This is a genomic window from Sphingobacterium detergens, assembly GCF_003610355.1.
GTDB lineage: Bacteria > Bacteroidota > Bacteroidia > Sphingobacteriales > Sphingobacteriaceae > Sphingobacterium > Sphingobacterium detergens.
In genome coordinates this window covers 305682-329397 of sequence record NZ_RAPY01000004.1, presented here as the reverse complement: position 1 = coordinate 329397, position 23716 = coordinate 305682, and the positions used below count along the sequence as shown (strand labels likewise).

Annotated in this window: 10 protein-coding genes; 1 reads left to right on the top strand and 9 read right to left on the bottom strand. The window is 41.9% G+C overall.

What is annotated here, in order from left to right:
* Positions 1-61: 61 nt before the first annotated feature.
* The 9 genes from DFQ12_RS28585 to DFQ12_RS19845 form a co-directional block, all read right to left on the bottom strand.
* Entirely contained in the window at positions 62-2767 is a 2706-nt protein-coding gene (locus DFQ12_RS28585) for a glycoside hydrolase family 88 protein (protein ID WP_341867868.1), read from the bottom strand.
* A gap of 73 nt (positions 2768-2840) precedes the next feature.
* Positions 2841-4028, bottom strand: a complete 1188-nt coding sequence (locus DFQ12_RS19880) for an alginate lyase family protein (protein ID WP_120260792.1) — start codon at positions 4026-4028, stop codon at positions 2841-2843.
* A 19-nt stretch (positions 4029-4047) separates the two neighbouring features.
* Complete coding sequence (locus DFQ12_RS19875) at positions 4048-6618, bottom strand: glycoside hydrolase family 95 protein (RefSeq protein WP_244211800.1); 2571 nt, start codon at positions 6616-6618, stop codon at positions 4048-4050.
* A gap of 4 nt (positions 6619-6622) precedes the next feature.
* A complete protein-coding gene (locus DFQ12_RS19870; RefSeq protein ID WP_244211799.1) occupies positions 6623-9142 on the bottom strand; it encodes a glycoside hydrolase family 2 TIM barrel-domain containing protein in 2520 nt (839 codons plus the stop codon).
* Complete coding sequence (locus tag DFQ12_RS19865; RefSeq protein ID WP_244211798.1) at positions 9135-10589, bottom strand: alpha-L-fucosidase; 1455 nt, start codon at positions 10587-10589, stop codon at positions 9135-9137. Before DFQ12_RS19865 ends, DFQ12_RS19870 begins: the two co-directional genes overlap by 8 nt.
* An 18-nt stretch (positions 10590-10607) precedes the next feature.
* Positions 10608-12176 (bottom strand): RagB/SusD family nutrient uptake outer membrane protein, encoded by a 1569-nt coding sequence (locus tag DFQ12_RS19860; RefSeq protein ID WP_120260789.1) that lies wholly within the window; start codon positions 12174-12176, stop codon positions 10608-10610.
* A gap of 11 nt (positions 12177-12187) precedes the next feature.
* Positions 12188-15277 (bottom strand): SusC/RagA family TonB-linked outer membrane protein, encoded by a 3090-nt coding sequence (locus tag DFQ12_RS19855; protein WP_244211797.1) that lies wholly within the window; start codon positions 15275-15277, stop codon positions 12188-12190.
* Between the two features lie 289 nt (positions 15278-15566).
* On the bottom strand, positions 15567-17081 hold the full coding sequence (locus tag DFQ12_RS19850; RefSeq protein WP_120261019.1) for a RagB/SusD family nutrient uptake outer membrane protein: 1515 nt from the start codon (positions 17079-17081) through the stop codon (positions 15567-15569).
* 116 nt (positions 17082-17197) lie between these two features.
* Positions 17198-20299, bottom strand: coding sequence for a SusC/RagA family TonB-linked outer membrane protein (locus DFQ12_RS19845; RefSeq protein WP_120260788.1), 3102 nt, complete (start codon positions 20297-20299; stop codon positions 17198-17200).
* Positions 20300-20682: 383 nt separating this feature from the next.
* Here DFQ12_RS19845 and DFQ12_RS19840 point away from each other — a divergent pair, with 383 nt between their 5' ends.
* Entirely contained in the window at positions 20683-23505 is a 2823-nt protein-coding gene (locus DFQ12_RS19840) for a helix-turn-helix and ligand-binding sensor domain-containing protein (RefSeq protein WP_167457318.1), read from the top strand.
* Positions 23506-23716 lie beyond the last annotated feature (211 nt).

Here is a 23716-nt window from a genome sequence, read left to right as displayed (position 1 = left end):
AGGAATATAATTGAAATTGGATACGATAAAAATAATCATTCCATTCTATAAACACCAATAGTTATTTATTTAATCTATCGTTCAATTGTTGCTCATAAAGTGACTCTAAGAGCAATTTTTTATTTTGATTTTCCCAAAAACCGGCAGTCCTGTCTTTAAACCGGCCATGATTGCTTTCACCATTCACCCCTATTGCAAAATTTTGCCCCGAAGCCCAAGGTTGTTGTACGGCCGCACTCTTGACTTTGCAATTCCACAATACCTGTGTCACGCCGGCCCAACCGTGTCCACTCCCCCAGTTACCGCGATCCTGAACATTAATCTCGCCATCGGTTGTAATCTGATCGTACAGGGTGCCTACCGCCCAACGATGATGTGGTCCAATATCCGCATGGGTATTCGTTGCAGTGGACAAGCTAAAAACATTTGGCCCCAAAGTTCTTGCTCCCGTGACATAGTCATGCCGCCCTTCTGTGGTATATAATTGTCTAAATAAATTGAGTTGACCATTGTTATTGAATGAATACCTACGTCCCCCGGTAATTTGAGATTTGGGATCCAGGCATTTCGAATTGATAACGGATGTTTGTTTTGCAAAGGCTCCCAAGCTTACTGCCGCATAACCAAAATAGCGTGCGGTAATGTTGCGTACCCATGCATTCTCAATTTTATCAAACTCAATAGCGATCCAAGCATGGTTTTCGTCTGTTTGGTTGGCAAATTCGGATTCAAAACGTAGATTTTCAACCCCCACTTCCTGAATACGTCCCGCAAACTTAAAAGGTACGACAGAGACTTTACCAAACTGTGGGTCTATGGCCATGACAACTGGATTATCTAAAAACAGCGTGTCTCCACTAATGGAAGTGATAACACGTTCAAATTTTAGTTTATATTCCTTAGTTGTCCATTGTTTTGTTCCTTCCCTTGCTATTATTTGATCCATTTTGACCGCTTTAATCCACGCCGCATTGAGTTCATAAGAAAGGAGTATTGGTGCCCCTTTCTGAAAATCACGACTATCATCGACAACGACATACTTACTTCCGACAGGTATATATATTGCTTCAAGCATTTGTGCTTTAGCCTGATCTTCGACATAGTTTCCGTCACCAGAAATTTTCAATAAGCTACGTTGTTGCTTTCCTGTGGCACGCAATAAGGTTTCACCTTCCGCATCCCCCTCTCCTCTCAACACAATACCACTCGATTTGATCAGTAGACTTCCAGGTATATTGTAAATTCCTTTTTTCAACGTTATCGCCCCTCTATATCCGTTTTTATCAAGGGGTTTGTTTGAGATTTCATCGATGGCACGTTGTATCATCTGTTGATCAGTTCCATCTGCTGTAGGATGTAACGAAATAGCACTGGCTACAGCGGGGATCTGTCGATTTCCTTGATGATAACCAACCCGACTGAAATCAGGGATGATATTTCCCCTATCATCCGGAAAATAGATGAGTTTACCTTCAGGGGCTTTTCGAACCAGGCTCGACTGTGCCCGTCCCGAACGCAAGTTTTCCTCCCGAAGCAAGGCTTCTAAAAAATAGTAATCTGCGTAACTTAATGGCTTATCTACTTCGGTATTGGAGGGTTTTGATCCTGTACTATGCAGTAAAATAAACCCTTTATTTTTATTTGGAGGGGACATATAGTGGTCAATCAGATTAGACATTATTGTCTGTGCTTTGCTCAAATAGTCTTTTCCCTGATTGCTGAATGTACTCAACTCCAATAGTCCCGACGCGATCACGGTGGCAGCTGAAACATCCCTCGGTTCATTCGGAATATGAGGTGCATCGAAATCCCAATAAGGGATTAAATCCTTAGGCATACGTGGATGGCCAAAAAGCCAGTGCGCAACCTTCTCAGCTTGCTGCAGGTATTTTGGATCACCGGTCTCACGATAGCACATGGTATAACCATAGAGTGCCCATGCTTCTCCCCGAGCCCAGGTAGACTCATCACTAAATCCTTGATGTGTATTTTTGTGCTGTACTTCACCTGTCGCAGGATTATAGTCAATTACATGATAGGTGCTATAGTCCGATCTAAAGTGGTTTTTCATCGTTGTGTTTGCATGACTTACAGCGATATGATAATAGCTAGAGTCCCCGGTCAATTTTGTTGCTTCAAAAAGCAATTCCAGATTGAGCATGTTATCAATAATGACCGGAAAATCCCAACGATGGCTATTATGATCCCAAGAACGGATGCATCCGACCTTAGGATTAAAGCGTGTTGCCAAAGTTTTAGCGGATTGGATAATGACATCCCGATAATGTACATTGGCCGTAAGACGATAACCGTTACCAACACTACAGAAAATCTTAAAGCCCATATCATGGGTTTTCCCATTATACTGTTCGCCTTCTATACCTCCGGTCAATTCCCCCGCCAGTTCTTTCCATTTATGTTTTCCGGATTTCTCGTATAAATACCATAAAACCCCAGGATAAAAACCACTGGTCCAATCGCCACGTTTAACGGCCACCAACTCGTTATTTTCGGAGAGTGTACGTGGAGATGCTAATGTAGAATCAGCTTTTTTTAGCCCCTGTAGCTCTTTATAGAGCAATTGCGACTGTCGATCCGCAAGATCCCAGGCTTTTTTCAATTGGTTTGCGTTCTGCGCTTTTGTTTCCTGAATGCCACAAAGTATAGTTGTCAAGCTCAGTATCGAAATAATAAATCGCCTTTTTGGGATAAAACGATTCGAAACATCTCCATGTTTTGACAGCAGCATATTCATATTGAAAATCATATTACATTTAGGTTTGTTTAAGTAAAAGGTTAATTGGTAAGATTTATAACTGGATAAAAATGGTCTTCCAGCATTACAACCATATTAAAGGATTACGGATGGGCAAGTTGCGAATGACCTCTTCCTCCTTGGGATTATGATCGAGCTCAGCCCAAAGTTTCAGATAGCTACTGTCTTGGTAAGCGGTTGCAGCAAAGATAAGAGCAGGTTGAGCAATAGGCCATTGCTCCCAGTACATCACGTCTTTTTGATAAGGCCATTTGTTCTTATCACTGATATAAGGTATCATAAAATCCACCCCTTTTTTGATTGTACGTCCATCGGGTAACGTATATTGCCATAGCGGTTCATTTGTTGTAGACAGGATATGGCAGATCATGGTCATGGCATCTAGATTAAATAGGGAATATCCAAAGGGCTTAGTCCGTTGAAGCTCCCGGGGAAAGCTACCATCTTTTTCCATCTGGCTGGGTAATAAAATTTGCTGGTAGCGTTCAGCACACATCTTGAGCAAAGCTGTATCCTGCACTAGACTGGCAAAGGATGCCACCTGCATAACCCAACAGGTACCATGATTGTTTGCTGCATTCATTTCGTCTTTACCGTATTGGTGTTCAGTCAACCAGCGCAGATATGTTGCAAACCAACGATGGATGGCATCTTTGGTTGACTGTGGAAAGTTTGGATCATTTTCGAGCACTTTTACGCCCTGCGCAACTTCCATTAAATGAATGGTATCAATAATGCCTATACCGCGACCTGTAAATCGTCCTTGCACAGCTTGGGCATACAGCAGATTTGGATTCATCATCGTCTCCGAGTCGACAAACCAAGCTTGCAAATGAACCAAGGCCTGCTGCACATATTTTTTATCCGGATTCAAACGGTAGGCCGAAGCTAGGGCGCCGATAATTTGGCTAAAACGGATCATGGCTTTTCGATGGGCAACAAAGTTGGCGGGATTACTCATACCATCCCGTTGGACATAGGGCGCACCCGCATCCATTGGATCTGGCCACCAATAGTCGCCTTCCGAGTAAAAGTCATGAATACCACCGCTACTTCGAACTGCAGGGTAAGCCGTCACGGTCAGGGGCTTTTGCTTCATGGCCCATTTTGATTGCTTTTTTATAATAGGACGCAAAACCGTCACGATTTTACTCTTGAAAGATCCATTGGGTTCATTCGCCCCAGCGAACAGGGGGAGCAGCACAATCCCAATAAATGTGCACGCTAGTCTGAAGATTGATTTTAAATTCATTTCCTTAGATTTTTATGAGCTATATCGGGATAATGCGGTACTCCTTGCCCTCGACTGTTTGAAATTCAATTTCAAAAGTTTCTTTGGTTGATAAAGGCGATAATTTTTCGCGATCAAGGATATGGTATTTCAATGAACTTGGTTTGTATAGCAATTCATTTTCAGCCCCATTGGCTTTATTCCCACTCGTTCCAATTACTTTCACTGGCATAGAGGTCCGCAACTTGCATATTCCACCTATATTGGAAACGATGCGTGTCTGTTGCAATTTATTATCCTTCCAATCGATGTCTACCGTAAAGTTTCCCCTGGCTTTAATTCCCTTAATATGCCCCGTCGACCATTCATCGGGCAGCGCTGGCAATAGATGAATAGCACCATCGTGACTTTGCAAAAGCATTTCAGTCATTCCGGCCGTTGCGCCAAAATTGCCGTCGATCTGAAAAGGAGGATGTGCATCAAATAAGTTCGGATAAGCACCACCACCGCTCATCTGAGCGCGATCCAGTTTGGGATCAATAAAGTTCAGTGCATCCTTAAGTATTTTATAGGCGTGGTTTCCATCCTGTAATCTTGCCCACCAATTTGTTTTCCATGCCATCGACCAACCTGTACTCACGTCACCGCGCAAAAGCAGTGATTTTTTTGCCGCAGCGGCCAATTCACTATTTTCTGTAACGCTAATCTGGTTACCAGGATAGAGTCCAAAAAGATGCGAAATATGTCTATGCTGATCTTTGGGATCATCCCAATCTTTAAACCATTCTTGCAGTTGACCATATTGTCCAACCTGATAGGGATATAATTTTGCACTCACCTGTTCCAATGTCGACTTAAACTCAGGGTCGATCTGCAGTACATCGCAAGAGCGAATAACCGCAGTAAATAACTCGCGGATAATTGCCATATCCATCGTGGATGCCATGGTCAATTGATATTCCTTTCCTGCTATTTTAATTGTATTTTCAGGCGATGTAGAAGGATTTGTTATCAAATATTTATTTTCAGGATCAGCGATCAGCCAATGTAACATAAACTGAGCCGCCCCCTTCATCAGTGGATAGGCTTTATTTTGGAGAAAAGATTTATCTCCTGTAAAGCGATAATGCTCCCACAGATGTGTGCTGAACCACGCGGCGGCCATTGGCCATGCAGACCATCGCGGCATACCTTTAGGGTCCCAGTCATAGCCTCCCGGAGGAGAGGTCTTGGCCCAAAGGTCCGAATTATGGTGAACTACCCAGCCTTCCTTTATATTGTAATTTACAGCGGCAGTTTGCGCTCCATTGACCGCCAGTTCCTCCATAAAATCAAATAGTGGCTGATGGCATTCGGACAAGTTGGTATTTTCTGCCAACCAATAGTTCATTTCGGTATTGATATTCGTGGTGTAATTACTTCCCCAAGGCGGCTGTACATGATCATTCCAAATCCCCTGTAAATTGGCGGGTCTTCCACCTTGTCTCGAACTTGCGATCAGCAAGTAACGTCCAAAATGATAATACAGAGTCAGTAAATCCAGATCTGTAGGACCTTTTGAAAATTGCATAATCCGCTGATCGGTCGGTAAACTTGCATGTGTTGAAATTCCAGCCAGTTCAAAATCTACCCTGTTAAACAGCGATCTGTAATCCTTCTGATGATCAGCAAGCAGTGTTGTAAAGTTTTTTACTGCAACCTGTTTCATTAAACGGTTAACTGTCGCCTTTACATCTTTTCCAGCTTGGCTCGGCGATTTGTCGAAACCATTAAAGCTGGTCGCTTCTGTCAGTAATAATAGTACCTCATCAGCACCAATGATACGAAGCTTATCCTTTTCTTGCTGTACCTTCCCTCCTTTTGCCTGTACTTTAACACGCATTTCGAAAGTCATCCCCTTTCCCTCAATGCTATCGTAAACCACCTGTTTAGGTTCGTAATCCCGATTGGCCACAAAACTGGGGGCTTTACCCACAAGGCTCAGTACATCGTTGCCGAGTGCTGAAACGCTACTTTTCAGTTTACTGGTCATGGACAGATCCAAAGTGATCGATTTAGCTTTATTTGCTTTTAAGCGAATGACCAAAGCTTTATCGGGATAGCTGACAAAGCTCTCTCTTTGGTATTGAACACCTTGATAAGTATAACTTACCGTACTTACCGCCCCTTCCAAATCCAAATCTCTCCGGTAAGCTTTTACCTCTTTCTCCTCTTGATGAAAATCCAGCCACAGGTCACCCATGGGTAAATAACGTGCTGAATAAGGGCCTTGCATTTTCTTCCAGAGCACAGCAGCCTCTTCATATTTCCCAGCTAAAATAGCTTCACGTACCGATGGTAAAATTTGCGGACCATTGGGGTTGTTTCCAGCCTCAGGTTCGCCCGACCATAGGGTATTATCATTAATCTGAAAACGATCCCTGCTCACCCCGCCAAAGACCATTGCTCCTGTCGTACCGTTACCCAAAGGTAGTGCCTCCTCCCAATATGCAGCAGGTTTATCGTACCACAGTTGGCGCTTCTTTTGTTTATGTTGTGCATGACCACAGGTAACAGTGGCCATTATCCCGAGCAAAAGAAAAAAGCTCAAATTAGTGTTTAATTTTATCATCTCACTATTTTTCAATTGTCAACAAAGTACTTTTTGATTCGTCCATCCGTCCGGACACAACTGCTTTTCCTGCGGATAAGCGAAGCCGTATCAAGGCTCTTCCATTGTATGCCTGTACTTTTCTCGCCCCTATGGATGTTCCCTGATCAATGATCAGCTCACCATCTCCTGTAGCATCAAAATAGATCCAGTTTTTGGCATCCAGACAAAGAATACCATCTTTATCCAATACCTTGGCCTGCACCGTTAGGATATCATCTTCCCGTGCAATTTCTTCAACCTGTAATTTCGCAGGTTTGCCCCAACGCTGTGTCTGATACACTTGTTCAATCTGATCTGTCATAAGCTCCTTACCATTTTTGGTAACAGCTTTGATCTGATTTTTTCCCTCACGTAACTTCACCATCCAACGCAATCCAGCAGCGGGGAAATCTTGGCTATTTCTTTTCTTTATCCCCTGACTTTCGCCATTGACAAATAGTTCGACCTCTTTCGCATTGGAATATACTTTGATCATCTTTGCCTCATCCGCCCCGCCCCAACGAACAGGCCAAGAGTGTCCGTAGATATGAAGCATGGGTTTTGAAGTCCAATACGATTGAAATACGTAATAGGATTCCTTCTTCGTAAAATCGCGTTCGACAACACCTTTCTGGTTGACATAGGGAACCGGATTATCTGGACGAACAGGTGTCGAAAAATCTTTAAAGGGCCAATATGCAGTACCCGTAAGCCAAGGCATGGTTTCTTGCTCCTTGAGGTGCCAATCGATCAAATTACAGATATAGCTTTCACTCCAGTCCCCATCCTTGGAAACTCTTGCAGCACCCCCCACGAGGGATGCATCGCCAGCCCGTTCATCGGTGGTACCATCGCCTTCTATTTTGGCTAGTGCACGATCAGGATCCTCTGCATGGCGGCGAGCATGACTATCTCCGCCCCATTCCACATGAAGAAAATGTTTGACCTTTTTCATTTCCTCTGCCGAGGCCGTTTTATAGTCTGTATACACTCCACGATACCAACCAGCCCAGATAGAGGGTGAATACACATCAACAATATCTTTACAAAAGTCACAACGTCGTATGGCCGTTTTTCGACTGGGATCCAATTGGTGGGAAAGTAAATGCAATTCCCGCATAAATGTCCTGATTTTCTCCTTGTCGAATTCGGGGAAATCGCCGGGCCAATCATTTTCATTACCCAGCCCCCAAATAATGATCGAAGGGTGATTATAGTGCTGCTCAATCATATTTGTCAACATCCGTTTCCCTTGTTGCTGATAGATTTCACCACCCAAACCACCACGGCACCAAGGGATTTCCTCCCAAACCAAAATACCAAGACTATCACAGGCTTCGAGAACCCTGCGGCTCTGTTGATAATGACCCAGCCGAATGAAATTGACGCCCATCTCTTTCATCATCGTCATTTCCTGTAAAATCTGTGCATCTGTCATGGCCGCTCCTACAGCAGCATGATCTTCATGACGATGCGTTCCCCGAAGCAAAAGTCTTTTCCCGTTTAATAAAAAGGGGCCATTATCTTTAAATTCTACATGCCGGAAACCAAAAAGGCTCTCTTCTTTAAATGTCTGTCCATTGCTTTTAACGATGGTTACCAAACGATACAAAGCGGGATGATCTGGGCTCCACAATTCAGGTTTTTTAACCGTTAATTTTCCAAAGTCAAGAGATCCTTCCACCGAACGAACAACTGGCGTCTGACTCAGTAGCAATTTACCTGAAGGGTCATAAAGCTGTGTTTCGACATCACAATTTGAGCTGTTGGATTGTGTTAATAGGCGACCACGGATTTGCAATACCCCCTGTTTTCCATCTGCATCCACTGTAGAGCTAACAAAGACTCTTTCTAAGGCTGTCTGTGGTACATATTTCAAATTCAGATGGCGATAGATACCTCCATAAAGGTTAAAATCGGACAGGTCTGAGGGAATCATTTCGAGGTCACGCGAGTTATCTACCCGAATTGAAATCGGTATCTTCCCTTTAAACTGTGTTTTATAGGCTTCGGTTTTTTTAAACTGTTCGACAGCCTCAGTAATATCTACTGTCCATTCGTCATAGCCGCCGACATGTTCCCCAACCTTTTGCGTATGGATATAAACCGTAGACTTTTGTCCCGCACCTTCAAAATGAAGCAATGTACGACCATTTGGATAGGGATTTTCAATGGTTAATGTCTTTCTATACCAACCTGGGCCCTGATAATAATTGACAGCTGGATCAACAGCATCTAAGGCGTTGTAACAATGAGGCAAACTAACGGTTTGCCATAGTGGAACGGATTCTGGATTGCCCGCCCCGACCGGCCGTACAGCTTCCCAAATCCCCCCAAGATCGCTCTTCAGAAAGTCCCATTCCCGGTCGATTCGCTTTGATTCCTGAGCCTGGAGCTGTAAAGCTCCAAATCCCAATAGCAATGCAAGTATTTTATAAAACTTATTTTCCTTTATCATTAAATATGGTTCTCTTTTCTTAATCTTTGGATTCAGCTTATTCATCCAAGGCTCCGGTTTTCATTTTCTTTGCTGTGGCAGTCTTATCTCTTTCTAGTTTTCCAGCCAACTCAATTTTGATCACAGTTGCGACAGGATCAATTGCCTGTTTGGAAACGTCAATTTTGATCGCATCAGACTGAGATTTCACTTTAAGCGTTTTACCATTCGCTAAAAAACTGGCTTTTAAAACTTTATTTTTTACTGGAAGAACGACCGTTCCATCTTGAGGCCAGTCAAATATGGTCAGGTAAAGCAGGGTCTTGTTGCCCTGTTCCTTCATTGTGCATCTTCCCCACTCAAAGGGTTGCAGTGGGCTGCTTTTGGTTGCATAAATTGCTTCACTGTTTATTTTCATCCACTTGCCTATCGTCGCCAATCTGTCTATGCTTTCCTGTGGAAAGCTTCCATCGGGTTTCGGACCAACATTGAGCAAATAATTCCCGCCTTTTGATGCGATATCAACCAAATTACGGATCAATGTTTCTGCCGACTTCCATTTATGGTCAGAAGTACGAAATCCCCAGGTTCCGTTCATAGTCATACAAGTTTCCCAATGTTTTCCTTCCAATTCACTCCAATCTGGAATTTTCTGTTCTGGCGTCTTTGTATCCCCCGGAAAATTTGGTCTTTTCAAACGATCATTGGTAATAATATTGGGTTGCAGGCGCAGTTGTTCCTGTAACATGCTTGCAGCTTCATCAGTCATATTTGTTGGCGTATCCCACCACAAGATGGAAATATCACCATAATTACTCAAAAGTTCTTTCACCTGTGGTACAGATACATTTTTGATATAGTCATCAAAACTCGCAGTTTCTTGCTTTGGGTCCCAATGGCCTTTATGCGCTAAGGTATAGGCATCTATTTTAGCCGAGTCCGGATTGGGCCAGCCTTCGCGCATGAGTTTCCGCGCTGCCGAACCTCCAGGATTATTCCAATCTTGCGCTTGTGAATAGTAGAAACCTAATTTGACACCATACTTTTTACAGGCGGCGGCCAAAGGCTTTAGCAGATCTTTACCATAAGGAGTCGCATCGACCATATTCCATTTGCTGGTTTTGGTTTCGAACAACGCAAAACCATCGTGATGTTTGGCTGTAATAATGAGGTATTTCATGCCGGCATCTTTCGCCATTCGCACCCATTCGTCGGGATTATATTGTATAGGATTAAACTGGCCCGCCATTGCCTGATATTCGTCAACAGGGATTTTTGAACGGTTCATAATCCATTCCGCTCCACCCCGAGCTTGTTCATGACCACGATAGACACCGCCAAATTGTGCATATACGCCCCAATGGATAAACATACCAAATCTGGCTTCCTCCCACCATTTCATCCGTAGACTATCAGGTAGCTTATTTTCTTGCGCCATCGATGCGCCACTTGAGATTCCTGAGATCAAGAGTATCAGGAATAGTATTTTATACATCTTGAGTTTAGTTTTCATGCCTATAATGGTTATATGTTAGAAACCTTTTGTCTGCGTAAATTTATCATTTCCCAAACTTTTAGCAATATCTACTTCGGACTGCGGTACAGGCCATAAGGTATCCCGCTCAGCAAATAAGCGCATTGCACCATCGGGATCTTTGGTTTTGTCCATGACTTGTTTTATAAGTCCCCAACGTTTTAGATCAAAGTAACGCTGTCCTTCCAGAGCCAATTCAACACGTCGCTCGTGACGGATAATATCGCGAAATTCTTCTTTTGTCAATCCGGAACTAAATTGCAGCAAAGGCATTTTCACATCTGCACGGGATCGTACCTGATTCAATGCATCGACGGCTGTTTGCTCAGGTCCAGCACTTTCGTTTTTTGCTTCTGCATACATCAGCAGAATATCTGCGTAACGAAGAAATACCCAATCTTGATCACTTTGTGTAGCGTAGCTGGTTGGCCATTTGGCTTCATTGATATATTTCCTGGGCAAGAAGCCCCCCTTAACATCCGCTGCTACAGGATCAAAGGCAGAAGAAGCTGTCGTTCCACGCCATACTCCCTGATAGATGATAGATGCCTTCAATCGGGGATCACGATTTTCATAAGGATTTTTCGCATCATATTTGGCAGAAGTATTGATATCCTTACCATCAATACAATAGTAGGAATCAACCAGATACCCCAGCGGCTGCACCGTCATTAAATAGGAATACATCATATCTGCGGGGCTATACATATTAGGTGGTAGAAAACGCGCTGAGAACATGATTTCAGGATTACTATTTTGACCAGGTTTTCTAAATAAATCCCGATAGCCACCTTGATAGATCGAAAATTTGTTTTCATCCATGACCATCTTTGCCACTGCGGCAGCTTCAGCCCATTTTTTATTTGTCAATAATACTTTTGCTTTATAACCGAGTGCGGCACCTCTGACAGCATGTCCTTTATATGCGGTATTTGGCAACTTTTCAATGGCATAATCAAGATCTGCTAAAACAGCCTCTAAAACTTTGCTTTTTTCAGTCCTTCCCAGTCTAGCGCTGGCATCATCCAAACCCAGTGGCTCAAGTGTCAGTGGCACATCACCATAGAGATTAGTCAATAAAAAATAATAATGCGCACGAATGAAACGGGTTTCGGCTTTATAGCGATCCCGATCCTGCTGGCTCATGCTGGTGATACGGTCTATATTGGCAATCAATTTATTACAGGCTGCGATTGCTTGATAGGAGATTTCATAGCCTTCCGCTTGCATACCGCCTGTCGTTGAGGTCAATCCACCTCTAGAAATTGTATTAAAATTATTGGATGTGCTTGATATGAATGCATCATCGGACAAGCCGTCCCAGAACATGCTTGCCCCACCCCAGCCCCCTCGGGCATTGGAAGAGGATGTAGAATTATATCCCCTGCATAAGAATTCATACACGCCCGATAGTGCAAGGTCTGCATCTGCTTGCGTTTTCCAAAAAGTTGATTCAGGTATTTTATCCGTTGGGTTTTTATCTAAGAAATCTTTCGCACAACTGCCCAGCGCTGTCGTAGCCGCCAAACAAAAATATAGATATGTCTTTTTTAGTTTAATTTTCATGATCTCATCAGTTAGAAGGTGATATTTGCACCAAATGCAAAAACTTTATTTTGAGGATGGGTTACATAACGTCCTGAGGTCGCCCCACCACTGGACGATACACCTCTTTCAGGATCTAAACCCGGGAACTTCGAAAAAGTAACCAGATTATCCGCGGCAAAATAAACACGGAGTCCCGAAATACCTGCCTTTGATAATGTATTCTGTGGAATACTGTAACCTATTTGAATATTTTTCAATCGTAAGAAAGATCCATCTTTCAAGAAAAATGTAGAGGCCGTCCGTACATTATTTGCTGCTGGTGAATTGTCTAATCCTACAATCGGCAACGATGCATTTGGATTTTCCGGTGTCCAAGCGTCCATCCATTCCCGCGTGAAAGTCCCACCTTGTCTAAAAGGAACAATTCCCCATTCGCTAACAAATATTTTTTGGCCTTGAGATCCAAAGAAAAATGCTGTAAAATCAAAGTTTTTCCATACTGCGGTAGCATTAAATGAATAATCAAAATCTGGAAATGCCCCAGGTACTACAACGCGGTCATTATTGTCCACCTTGTTATCGCCATCGACATCCGCAAATTTCAAATAGCCAGGTTGCGCTGGGACTTGTTGTTTTGGCGAACTTGCGATCTCTTCCTTCGAGCGAAATATTCCTACACTTTCCAGTAAGTAGAAACTGCCATATGGTAACCCCTCCCGAACAATTGTATTGCCTGAAATACGTTCAGCGCCATATTTTATAACCTTATTGCTATTGGCCTGGATATTACCATTTAATGTTAAGGATACCTCCCCAATTTTTTCACGGTATTGAAGTCCGAGTTCGATCCCCCTATTACGCAAGGTTCCATAATTTACCGTCGGTGCAGTAAGACCGATATAGGAAGGGAATGCTGTCGACGGTGACAGAATATCAGAGGTCACTTTATTGTACCAATCAAAAGAGGCTGTCAACTTATTATTCCAGAATCCAAGATCAATACCAAAATCCAATACTTTGGTACTTTCCCACTTGATGCGTTCATTTGCCATAGCAACCTGACGTGCTCCCTGTTGTAGGGTTTCTTCAAATGGATAGGCAAAAGCAGAGCTGTAAACAGTTTGATAAGGATAGTTTCCGATATTCTGATTCCCGAGGGTTCCGATGGAAGCTCTGAGTTTGACTTCATTGACTGTCTCTTTAAGCCGTTCGCCAAAAAAAGCTTCATCTGAGATCTTCCATCCTGCTGATACAGACGGGAAAAAGGCCCATTTTCGATTTTCGGGAAAACGTGAAGAAGCATCATAACGGGCATTTCCCTCCAACAGGTATTTGCCTTTATAATCATAATTTAACCGACCGTAATAAGATCTTAAAGACCATTCATCAGTCACGCCACTATTTGACTGTTGTCCGGCACCACCACCATCCAATTCAAGCAGGTCTTTATTAGGGAATTGTAATCTGCTACCGAATAATTTTTGCGTCTTGTTATATTCTGCTTGTGTGCCGGCTAATACTTTCAAATTATGGTCTCCAACTGACTTGTCGTAAGTCAGTTGGGTATACCCGACAGGATATACATTGTTATCATCAGTCACCTCCAATCCTTGTCCTCCGACATCCAATTGGCGTGCAGGAAGTGCATCTGGTTTTGCCTGCCACATATACTGATTGATCACTGGTTTGTTTGTATAGTTTTTGTTAAAACTATATGTTAAACCACCGCTGGTTTTCCATTCTAAACCCTCCAATAGCTTTATATTCACAAAGATATTGCCCTGCATAAAGTAATTGTTCAGTCTAGTCAATGCGTTGTCTGCAACCGCAACCGGGTTTTTATTGGGTGACTGAAATGGGTAAGCTCGGGAAGTATATCGGCCGCTTCCATCTGGAAGCACAGGACCATATAACGGAGACTGGCTTATTGTGGACAGGAACTGATCTTCAGCTCCGTTTCTCGGATATTTTCGATCACGATAATTCAATGTAATACTCGAACCAAAACTTATTCTATCGTTGATTTTCGAGTTCAGGTTCAATTGGAGATTATACTTTTTAAAGGACGTACCAATCATAATATCGGGCTGATCGACATAACCAAGGATGACGTTATAATTGGTCCCATTAGCACCACCACTTAAACTTAAATTATGCGTTTGTACGGGTACAGTTTTAAACACGGCATCCAACCAGTTAAAGTCAGGATAAAGCGTTTTGTCTGTCGCATTTTTATATGCATCAATCATTTCCTGGCTGAACAGCGAATTCGCATTGGTGATGCCTGAATTTTTAGCAGCTTGATTATATAGGGTCATATAATCTACGGAATTATAGACCAAATCAGGTAATGCTGAAGCTTTTGTTATTCCAACATTGTAATCGTAGCTCAGTTGTGCTTTTCCGGATTTACCCTGTTTGGTTGTTACAAGGATCACACCGTTTGCTGCTCTTGCGCCATAGATTGCTGCTGAGGCGGCGTCTTTTAATACCGTAATATTTTCAATCGCCTGTGGATTCAGGTTCTCCAAACTACCGGGAATCCCATCCACAATGACCAATGGTGCGGAGGAAGCACCATAAGATCCTAATCCCCGAACTTGTAAATTCACATTTTCATTACCTGCCTCTCCGGATCCTTGTGTCACACGAAGTCCCGGCATACGCCCTTGAAGTAATTGTGTAGGATTAGTCGCAATTCGTTTATTCAGCACTTTTCCGTCTACTGCAGCAACGGCTCCAGTCAAATTGCTCTTTTTCTGTGTTCCGTAACCTACAACGACGACTTCGTCCATTAGGCTACTTGACTCTTGTAGTACGAGATTGATATGATCTTTTTTATCAACAGCTATTTCTGTTTTTTCTCTACCTACAAGTGAAAAAATCAATACATCAATATCCTTGGCAAGAATCTGATAATTGCCGGATACATCTGTAACGGTTCCATTCTTTGCGCCTTTAATCTGTACTGTCACCCCTGCAAGTGGTTCGCCTGCAGGTGAGGTTACTTTTCCGGATATTTTTAGCTGAGACTGTGCAAATACATTTGGTGCAGCCATACTCATCAGCGAAAATAAAAGCAAACCCTTCCCTACCGTTTTGGTTATCGGTGTTATCATAGTTCTCTTGGTTTATGTGGTTATTGTGAACTCAATAAATGAAACCAAATATCAAAAATAGTCGGTCTCTAGAGGGAGATTTTTCGTTCGAATAGGTGGAAAAAATGTCTTTTTTCCTGATTTCCAGCAGAATTAAACGGATTTTGAAGAAAATTAAATTTTCAATCGCTGTTTCATTCTTGACGATGGTATAAAAAAGGTGTTATCTATTCTTAAAAAGAAAATATCAACTTATTTACAAGTTGATATTTTCTTTCATTTAGCTCCAAAGAAGTCTGATATTGCTGTTCTAATACCCTGGATTTTGAGGCAGTAAATTTGTATTACGTGCGATTTCATCCTGAGGAATAGGCGTCAGTGCATGAAAATCTTTTACTTTTGGTTGGCTTTCATAGGCTCCCTGCCTAGTAAATGCATCTACTACTTGTCCCCAACGTTTGATATCGTACCATCTTTTCCATTCAAAAGCTAATTCAACACGACGTTCTTCCTGCACTGCTTTTCGAAAGTCTGTCTGCGACATACCCGTTGCCAGGTCGGCAGGATAATTCTGTACGCCCTGTGGCGTATACCTTGCTCTAGCCCGAACAGCATTTATATAGCTATAAGCCTTTTCCGTTGGTCCGCCTTTACTTTCATTTAATGCTTCAGCTGCCATTAAAAGAACTTCGGCATAGCGAAAGATAACATGTTTGATATCGGAGTCAGAGCCATCCGCTCCAGCATTCGTACCCGGATGCAAACACCATTTTGCGGTATGTATACGAGGCCATTTCCACTTCTGATAGGGTGTCATCACTCCTTTTACCGGTGTTTCCGTCAGAAAACTAATTTTCTTTCTGTAATCTTGATCAGAAAAGCTATCATATACACCATTTGATGGTACAATAACACTCCATCCCAACATATCGGCGTCCCGCACACCGGTCATCGGCGCCGTATAATCTTGGTTGGACGCATTTTCTCCGGTAATTCCTCCTAGAAAATCAACTACCCAAACATGCTCTGTCTGAAAACCAAGATCAGCATCCCATAGACTATTATAATCTTTGACCAGAGCATACTGGTATTTGTTTGCATCATTGATCACAGCCTCAGCCATCTTAGCGGCATCATCCCATTTTTTCAAGACCATATAGACCGAAGCCAACAAAGTCTGAGCGGCTCCTTTGGATGGTCTTGCTTTGTTGTTATTGGCATAGGTATCTGGCAAATTCACTATCGCATATTCACAATCTGCGATGATATTGTCATAAACCTTTGCTGCTGGAGTTTTGCTGATAGCAATTACCTTGCTTGGATCACTGACGAATTCCCCAATATAGGGGATATCCCCAAATAGTTGAACCAAGTGATAGTAATATAGCGCCCGAAGTAACCTCGCTTCGGCAATGAGGGCGGATTTTTTAGCCTCATTCATTGTGACGGCTGGAATACCATCTATTGCGGCGTTTGCAGCGCCAATACCCAGATAAGCGGTTTTCCATACCGCGAGTAGATCCTGATTGCTCGCATCATGTGTAAAACTGTTCAACTGAATCCGACTAGATTGCGTACCAATATCCGCAATATCAATGTCATCACCCAGCAATTGCAGTACCATGGTCAATCGCCGTCCATAAAAATCTGCATTGGCTAAAAGCCCGTAAATCCCCATCACGGAAGCTTCTGCATCCGCTTCCGTCTTAAAATATTGTTTAGGATCCAAAATACTTACCGGTTCCTCGTTCAGTTTGGTACAGGAAAACAAGCTGGTAAAACACAGCGTCGTAAGTATAATACGATATATCGTTATCTTTTTCATGAGCATGAATTATTAACAGGTGCCTATTTCGAGCATCTAGCTGAAAATTGCTGCACCCAGATTATTTATTTTTCATTTAACTACCATCAATAGTACTTAGATGGTTCTTAGTAATGTCAAAACCTTATATTTAAGCCAAGGGTATACGATTTAATATTGGGGTAGCCCATGTAATCTAATCCGACATTTCGGTTAGAGTCCTGATAGCTTACTTCAGGATCAAAACCCGTGTAGTTGGTCCATGTCCATATATTTTGTGCACTGACATATATTCTTAAATATTTTAGATGAATTTTCTCGAGTGATTTTTCTGAAAAATTATAGCCAAGAGCAAGATTCTTTAACCGAAGGTAAGAGCCATCTTCCACCCAGCGCGAGGAAACTTCGGGATTGTTGGTTGAGCTTGCCCTTGGTACGTCAGTATTGGTATTTTCGGGTGTCCAGCGTCGTAGTGCATCCTTTGTCGCATTTCCTTTTCCGGCCATCCAATCGAGTTCCATTCGTGTGATGTTCAACATATCATTGCCATAACTTCCTTGCATAAAAATATTCAGATCAAAATTCTTATACTTAAAATCATTGTTAAAACCGAAGGTGAAATCAGGATTTGGATTGCCTATAATCGTACGATCGTCAGCATTGACAACACCATTAGCACCGGCGATCAATTGATTATTTTTATCGCGCCCAAATAAATCCTTATAGCGAATATCTCCAGGTTTCTTATTTGGTTGTGCACTAAAATCGTCGCCCTGCTGATAAATTCCATCTGTCACCCATCCAAAAAATGCGCCGAGTACCTCTCCTTCGCGTAGCAACTGCGAATCCGTTGAAAGCATGTGACCAGGGATCGTATTATATCGAATCTCGCCTCCAGGAAGCTGCAAAATCTTGTTGCGATTGAAACTGATGTTAAAATCTGTTTTCCATCCAAAGGCACTGTTGAGATTGGTTGTCTGCAAACCAAATTCCCAACCTTTGTTTTGTACACTTCCCACATTTTGGAGCGCCGTAGTAAAACCTGAATAGAGCGGCAGTGGCACCTGATACAAGAGATTGATCGTTTTTTTGTAATAATAGTCTACTGATAGGTTGATTCGGCTCTTTAGAATACCGATATCCAATCCGGCATCTGTCTGTTTAGTCGTTTCCCAAGTCAGATTCGGGTTGGCGACATTTGTGGGGCGCACTGCGTTAACTGGACTTCCGCCCATTGTTGTCAAGGTAGGTGAAAATCTAGCCAAGGATTGGTAGGAACCAATTTCCGAGTTTCCGGTTTCGCCATAACTTGTTCGCAATTTTAAATTGCTCAGCCAATCGATCGATTTCATAAACGGCTCCTGACTCAGGTTCCAGGCAAGCGCCCCAGAAGGAAAGAAAGCCCATTTATTGTTGTCACCAAACTTCGAGGAGCCATCATACCTACCTGTAGCAGTAATAAAGTAACGATTTTTGTAATTGTAGTTTAAACGTCCATAAAATGAAGACATTACCCAGTCTTCAAGATTCGAAGATGCATTTTGATAATTGGAACCAGCACCTAGATTCCAATAGCTAAAGCTGTCTGAAATGAAATTTCGATTATTGGCCTGCCAGGTTTCATTTCTAGAACTCTGATAGGAATAACCAGCCATCGCATTCAGATTATGGTCTTCGTGAATGGTTTGCGTATAGGTCAGGAAGTTTTCATTGATCAAATTGGTATTTTTATGTGCCGCGATCGATCCAACTCCACCGAAATTTCTTCCTTCGACAAGTTCTTTTGAGACATAATTACCTGTACGTTGATTGCTGACCTGTACACCGAAGGTGCTGCGAAAGATCAGATTTTTGAGGATCCCCAACTCCACAAATCCATTCCCCTGAAACAGATCTGTAATCACTTCGTTTTTCCTTTCCATCGCAGCAGCCACCGGATTGTCATGCGGGTCACCGAACTGCTTCAAGGTGTATTTTCCTTCGTCATCGTAAACTCCCTGTGTAGGTTCAAAACGCAAGGCTGCGGAGATCACACCCGCACCTGTCGTTCCGCTACTTCCTTCCTGTGTTCTTACACCGTTTAATTTATTGCGATTAAACAGTAGTCTTGTTCCGATTTTGATGCGATCAGAAACCTTCATCTCTAAATTTGAAGTCCCGGAAAGTCTTCTAAAATCCGAGTTGATCACAGTTCCCTTTTGTCCAAAATGACTGACGGAAGTATAATATCTGATATTGTCACTGCCTCCCGACACGGACACTTGATTATTCAACTGGTTTCCATTTCTAAAAATAAGGTCCTGCCAATCGGTTCCTTCACCCAGGGACCCCGGATCTTTAAATGGTAGATTATTGTTCCCAGCATTCTTATAGGTATCGTTAATATAGGAGGCAAATTCCGACGCATTTAATAGCGAAAGGCGCTTCCCTACTTTCTGTGAAGCAAAGGAATTATTTAATTCAATAATAGGTTTGCCCGAACGTCCCTTTTTCGTTGTTATCATGATCACTCCATTGGCACCTCGGGAGCCATAAATAGCTGTTGCAGAAGCGTCTTTTAACACCTCGATAGATTCGACATCTTCGGGAGCGGGGGCCGAACTACCAGGAAAGCCATCAACCACATACAATGGATCACTACTCGCATTGATAGAACTACCGCCCCTAATCCGTACGCGAGGAGCTTTACCGGGCTCTCCATTTGTGCTGGTCACTGAGACCCCAGGCGCTCTTCCCTGTAAAGCTTGTGCAGTACCTGCCAAGGGGAATGCATTAATTTGATTCGCGTTAATGGAAGACACGGAACCTGTTAAATCACTTTTTCGTTGTGTTCCATAGCCCACAACGACGACCTCATCCATAAGTGACTCGTTCGATTGTAAGGTGAGCTGTACTGTCTTTTGATTTACAGCAAGTTTGACCTCTTGCCCAGCGTAACCAATGGAAGAAAAAGTTAATGTTGCATTCGCAGGTACCTTCAACATAAACTCACCTTTATCGTTAGTCTGTGTACTCCGGCCAGGGGCTCCCTTTACACTTATAGAAACTCCCTGCAAGGGGGAATTATCTTTGTTAACAACCTTACCTCTGATTTCCGATTCTTCTTGATTAATTTGATGATAGATACCTCTGTCATCGCCTTTAGTTACCCCCAATGATAGTCCCGGTGACAAAAATATTGCCATGGAAGCAAAGGGAATAAGCGCACAGGGCCCTCTTCTGAAAAGCTTTGATTTCATAATTTTACTGTTTAGTGTTTTTGGGTTTAGTTTTAAATTGATGGATTCACTCCTTGAGCAATTCGTTTGAATCCAAATCTAATTTTTAAAGATTTGATCAAGTCATAGTCGTGTTTTGTTTGGTTATTTGTTTCCAAGGTAATTAAAAAACGAGTAGCCTTCAATGAATTGGGCTATTAAAAATGCGAAAACGATTTCGACTTTTTAGTCAAAAAAATAAGCTTGAATGTCTATAATGACATTCATCTGCCGTAGGCATTCTCCCTTTTGCGATAAAATCTATATATTGCTTTTCAAATTAATTTAAAGTGAGGTGTTAGATGGTCTCGAGAAAATATAGCATAGCCTATATCTTTTGGTTTTGTGCTTTTTTTGTTCTTTATATGAATACTGGCTATTGTCAGACAATCATACCTACGGGCACACCTTTTGTAAAGCAATACAAGAAAAGCCAATACAAGGCAGGAAACCAAAATTGGTCTTTGGCTATTGATCATGAAGGGCGAATCTACAGTGCCAATACAGAGGGCTTATTGCGGTTTGATGGACAATACTGGCGCATATACCCACTCCCCAACCACTCGACTGTCCGCAGTGTAGCTGTTGATAAAGCTGGAAGAGTATACACCGGTGGACGAGGGGAATTTGGCTATTGGACATCAAAGGCATTTGGGGACATGAGCTATCATAGCCTTTCCAGACTGGTCAAAGACAAGACTTATTTTCCAAACGAAGAAATATGGAAAATTATCGTTGAGGATCATCGTGTATTCTTTCATACTTTCTCCAAGGCCTATATATGGGAGAATAATACAATTAGACCACTTACGGCTAAAGGTGAGCCTTTTTTATTTCCGCATCAGCTCAACGATCAACTGTTTTTTGAACAGCTTCCGAGTGGTCTTCATGAATTCAAAGCGGACAAATTGGTCCCTGTATCAGGTAAGGAGATCCTGAAAGACAAAAATGTACTGGCAATATTACCATTTGATAAAAATAATTCTCTTATCGCAACCGCCCATCACGGGCTCTATCTTATGGATTCCAGCGGAAATATCAGGCCTTGGTCAATTCCCGCTAATCCAATACTAAGTCAATCCCAAATCAATAATGGAATTTATTTATTCGGCGGGCAGTATGCGTTTGGAACCATTCAAAATGGTGTCATTATTATCAATAAAAATGGAGAAGTAGTTCAACATATCAATAAAAATAACGGACTACAGAACAATACTGTACTCAGCATCGCAAAAGATAAACAACAGAATATCTGGGTAGGGCTGGACAATGGGATTGACCGGATTGAAATCAACTCTTCTTTGTCTTTTTATACTGATTTTGTAGGCAAAATCGGTACGGTATATACATCAATCATCTATCAGGGGAAAATTTACTTAGGGACAAATAAGGGCTTATTTGTCAGTGAATGGAAGGGGCTAAACAATTACAACTCCTTAGATTTCGTTCAGGTTCCCAATTCAAATGGTCAGGTCTGGACATTGGCCATATTTGGTGCGGAACTGATTTGCGGCCATAACGAAGGAACCTTTAAACTGGTTGACGGTAAATTGGAAAAGATTTCCAAAATTACGGGCGGTTGGGTATTCAAACCTATATTCGGTACAAAGAATATTCTTCAGGGGAATTATACAGGACTATCAAAGTTCGTATTTGATGATATGCAGCTTCGATTTGCACAGCAATTTTCCTCGATTAAGGAACCCGTTCGATTCCTCGCCCAAAAAGACAATCATTCATTCTGGATCGGAGATTGGGGACAAGTGCAGCTGATCGGTCTTGACCCAAACTTTCAACAAGCACAAATTCAATTTACATCGAAGCAAGATAGTCTTGCTTCCAAAAGAAGATTTACAGGCATCTACACATTAGAAAACAATCTTGTTTTTGCTACTGACAGTGGATTCATGCAGTTTGATAATATCGTCAAACGCTTTAGTTATGCAAGCGAATTAAATAATGCCTTAGGAAGTTATAAAAATGCTAATAAGGTCTTCCCGATCAATACCAACAGCTATTGGTTTATCCAGAAAACAAAAATCGCTAAAGTAGATTTTGATAGCAAAGGAAAGCTTAAAATAGATTCCAATTTACTCAGTCCCTTGCAAGATCGCATGATGAGTAATTATGAAAACATCCTACCGATCGAAAATCATTATTATCTCATCGGGTTAGACGATGGTTTTGCGATTTATCGGAATTCAGGTCAAGATCATAAATACGTATTGCCTCCGCCCCAGATTGCGCAATTGACCAATCTCACAACTGGAGAAACAATCATACCAAATGGAGATCTTAGGTTGGCTTCATCCGAGAATAACCTCAGGGTGAGTTTCTCAAGCCCCTATTACTCTTCTTCCCCCTTACAATATCAGTATTACTTAGAAGGTTATTCAGATAAATGGTCGGACTGGAGTGAAACAGCTTATCAAGATTTCACAAACCTACCTTATGGACATTTTGAAATTAAGATAAGAGCTAGAACCAATACCGGCTTGACTTCGGAAATACAGACAATATCTTTTACAATTAAATATCCTTGGTACCTATCATGGTGGGCAAAAATCTGCTATATCTTGATGGTTACCGGATTGATCTATCTTATTTATAATTTCAATCTTCAACGAGAAAGAAAGAGACAGTTTCAAGCAAAGCGAAAATGGCTGGAAGAAAAGAAAATTGCATTGGAAAGAGATGCCGAACAACAGGAGAAGGAATGGATTAAATTAAAGAACCAACAGTTGGAAGCTCAGCTCAGCTTAAAGAACAAGGAGCTGGCCAATGCTGCGCTCAATATCGTTTATAAAAATGAAATGTTGAATAATCTACATGATGAACTCAAACAGCTCAAAGATGCAGAAGGAAACAAGCTCAGTTCCGACGAATTGAAAAAAATAAATAAGCTAATTGAAGACGCGCATAACGACGATCGTGACTGGCATATTTTTGAGAAAAGTTTTAATGAATCACATGAGAATTTCTTTAAAAAATTAAAGCAGGAGTTTCCGGATCTTGTTCCCAATGATTTAAAACTATGTGCTTATTTACGGCTCAATATGTCCAGTAAAGAGATTGCTTCGCTACTCAACATCAGTACACGAGGTGTAGAGATCAGACGTTATCGATTGCGCAAAAAATTGGGTATACCAACTGACAAAAACCTGTCCGAATTTCTGTTGGAACGTTAAAATTTCGCTACATAGACTACATCATTACCACACAAGCGCTTTAGTGTAAAAACAACACTAAAGCGCTCTTTTTTTTACACAAAAACAAACATTAAACAACTCAATAACAATACATTAAAACTAAACAAAAACTACATTGAGAAAGTATAAATTCACTGTAGTAGTGATGTGCAAACGTTAAATTTTGGCAAACTTGTACTACATCAACATA

Excerpts from the sequence above, each read along its gene's own strand:
- DFQ12_RS19845 (WP_120260788.1), bottom strand. The coding sequence starts at position 20,299 with ATGAAATCAAAGCTTTTCAGAAGAGGGCCCTGTGCGCTTATTCCCTTT.
- DFQ12_RS28585 (WP_341867868.1), bottom strand. The coding sequence starts at position 2,767 with ATGATTTTCAATATGAATATGCTGCTGTCAAAACATGGAGATGTTTCG.
- DFQ12_RS19840 (WP_167457318.1), top strand. The coding sequence starts at position 20,683 with ATGAATACTGGCTATTGTCAGACAATCATACCTACGGGCACACCTTTT.
- DFQ12_RS19870 (WP_244211799.1), bottom strand. The coding sequence starts at position 9,142 with ATGAATAAGCTGAATCCAAAGATTAAGAAAAGAGAACCATATTTAATG.
- DFQ12_RS19855 (WP_244211797.1), bottom strand. The coding sequence starts at position 15,277 with ATGATAACACCGATAACCAAAACGGTAGGGAAGGGTTTGCTTTTATTT.
- DFQ12_RS19875 (WP_244211800.1), bottom strand. The coding sequence starts at position 6,618 with ATGATAAAATTAAACACTAATTTGAGCTTTTTTCTTTTGCTCGGGATA.
- DFQ12_RS19860 (WP_120260789.1), bottom strand. The coding sequence starts at position 12,176 with ATGAAAATTAAACTAAAAAAGACATATCTATATTTTTGTTTGGCGGCT.
- DFQ12_RS19880 (WP_120260792.1), bottom strand. The coding sequence starts at position 4,028 with ATGAATTTAAAATCAATCTTCAGACTAGCGTGCACATTTATTGGGATT.
- DFQ12_RS19850 (WP_120261019.1), bottom strand. The coding sequence starts at position 17,081 with ATGAAAAAGATAACGATATATCGTATTATACTTACGACGCTGTGTTTT.
- DFQ12_RS19865 (WP_244211798.1), bottom strand. The coding sequence starts at position 10,589 with ATGAAAACTAAACTCAAGATGTATAAAATACTATTCCTGATACTCTTG.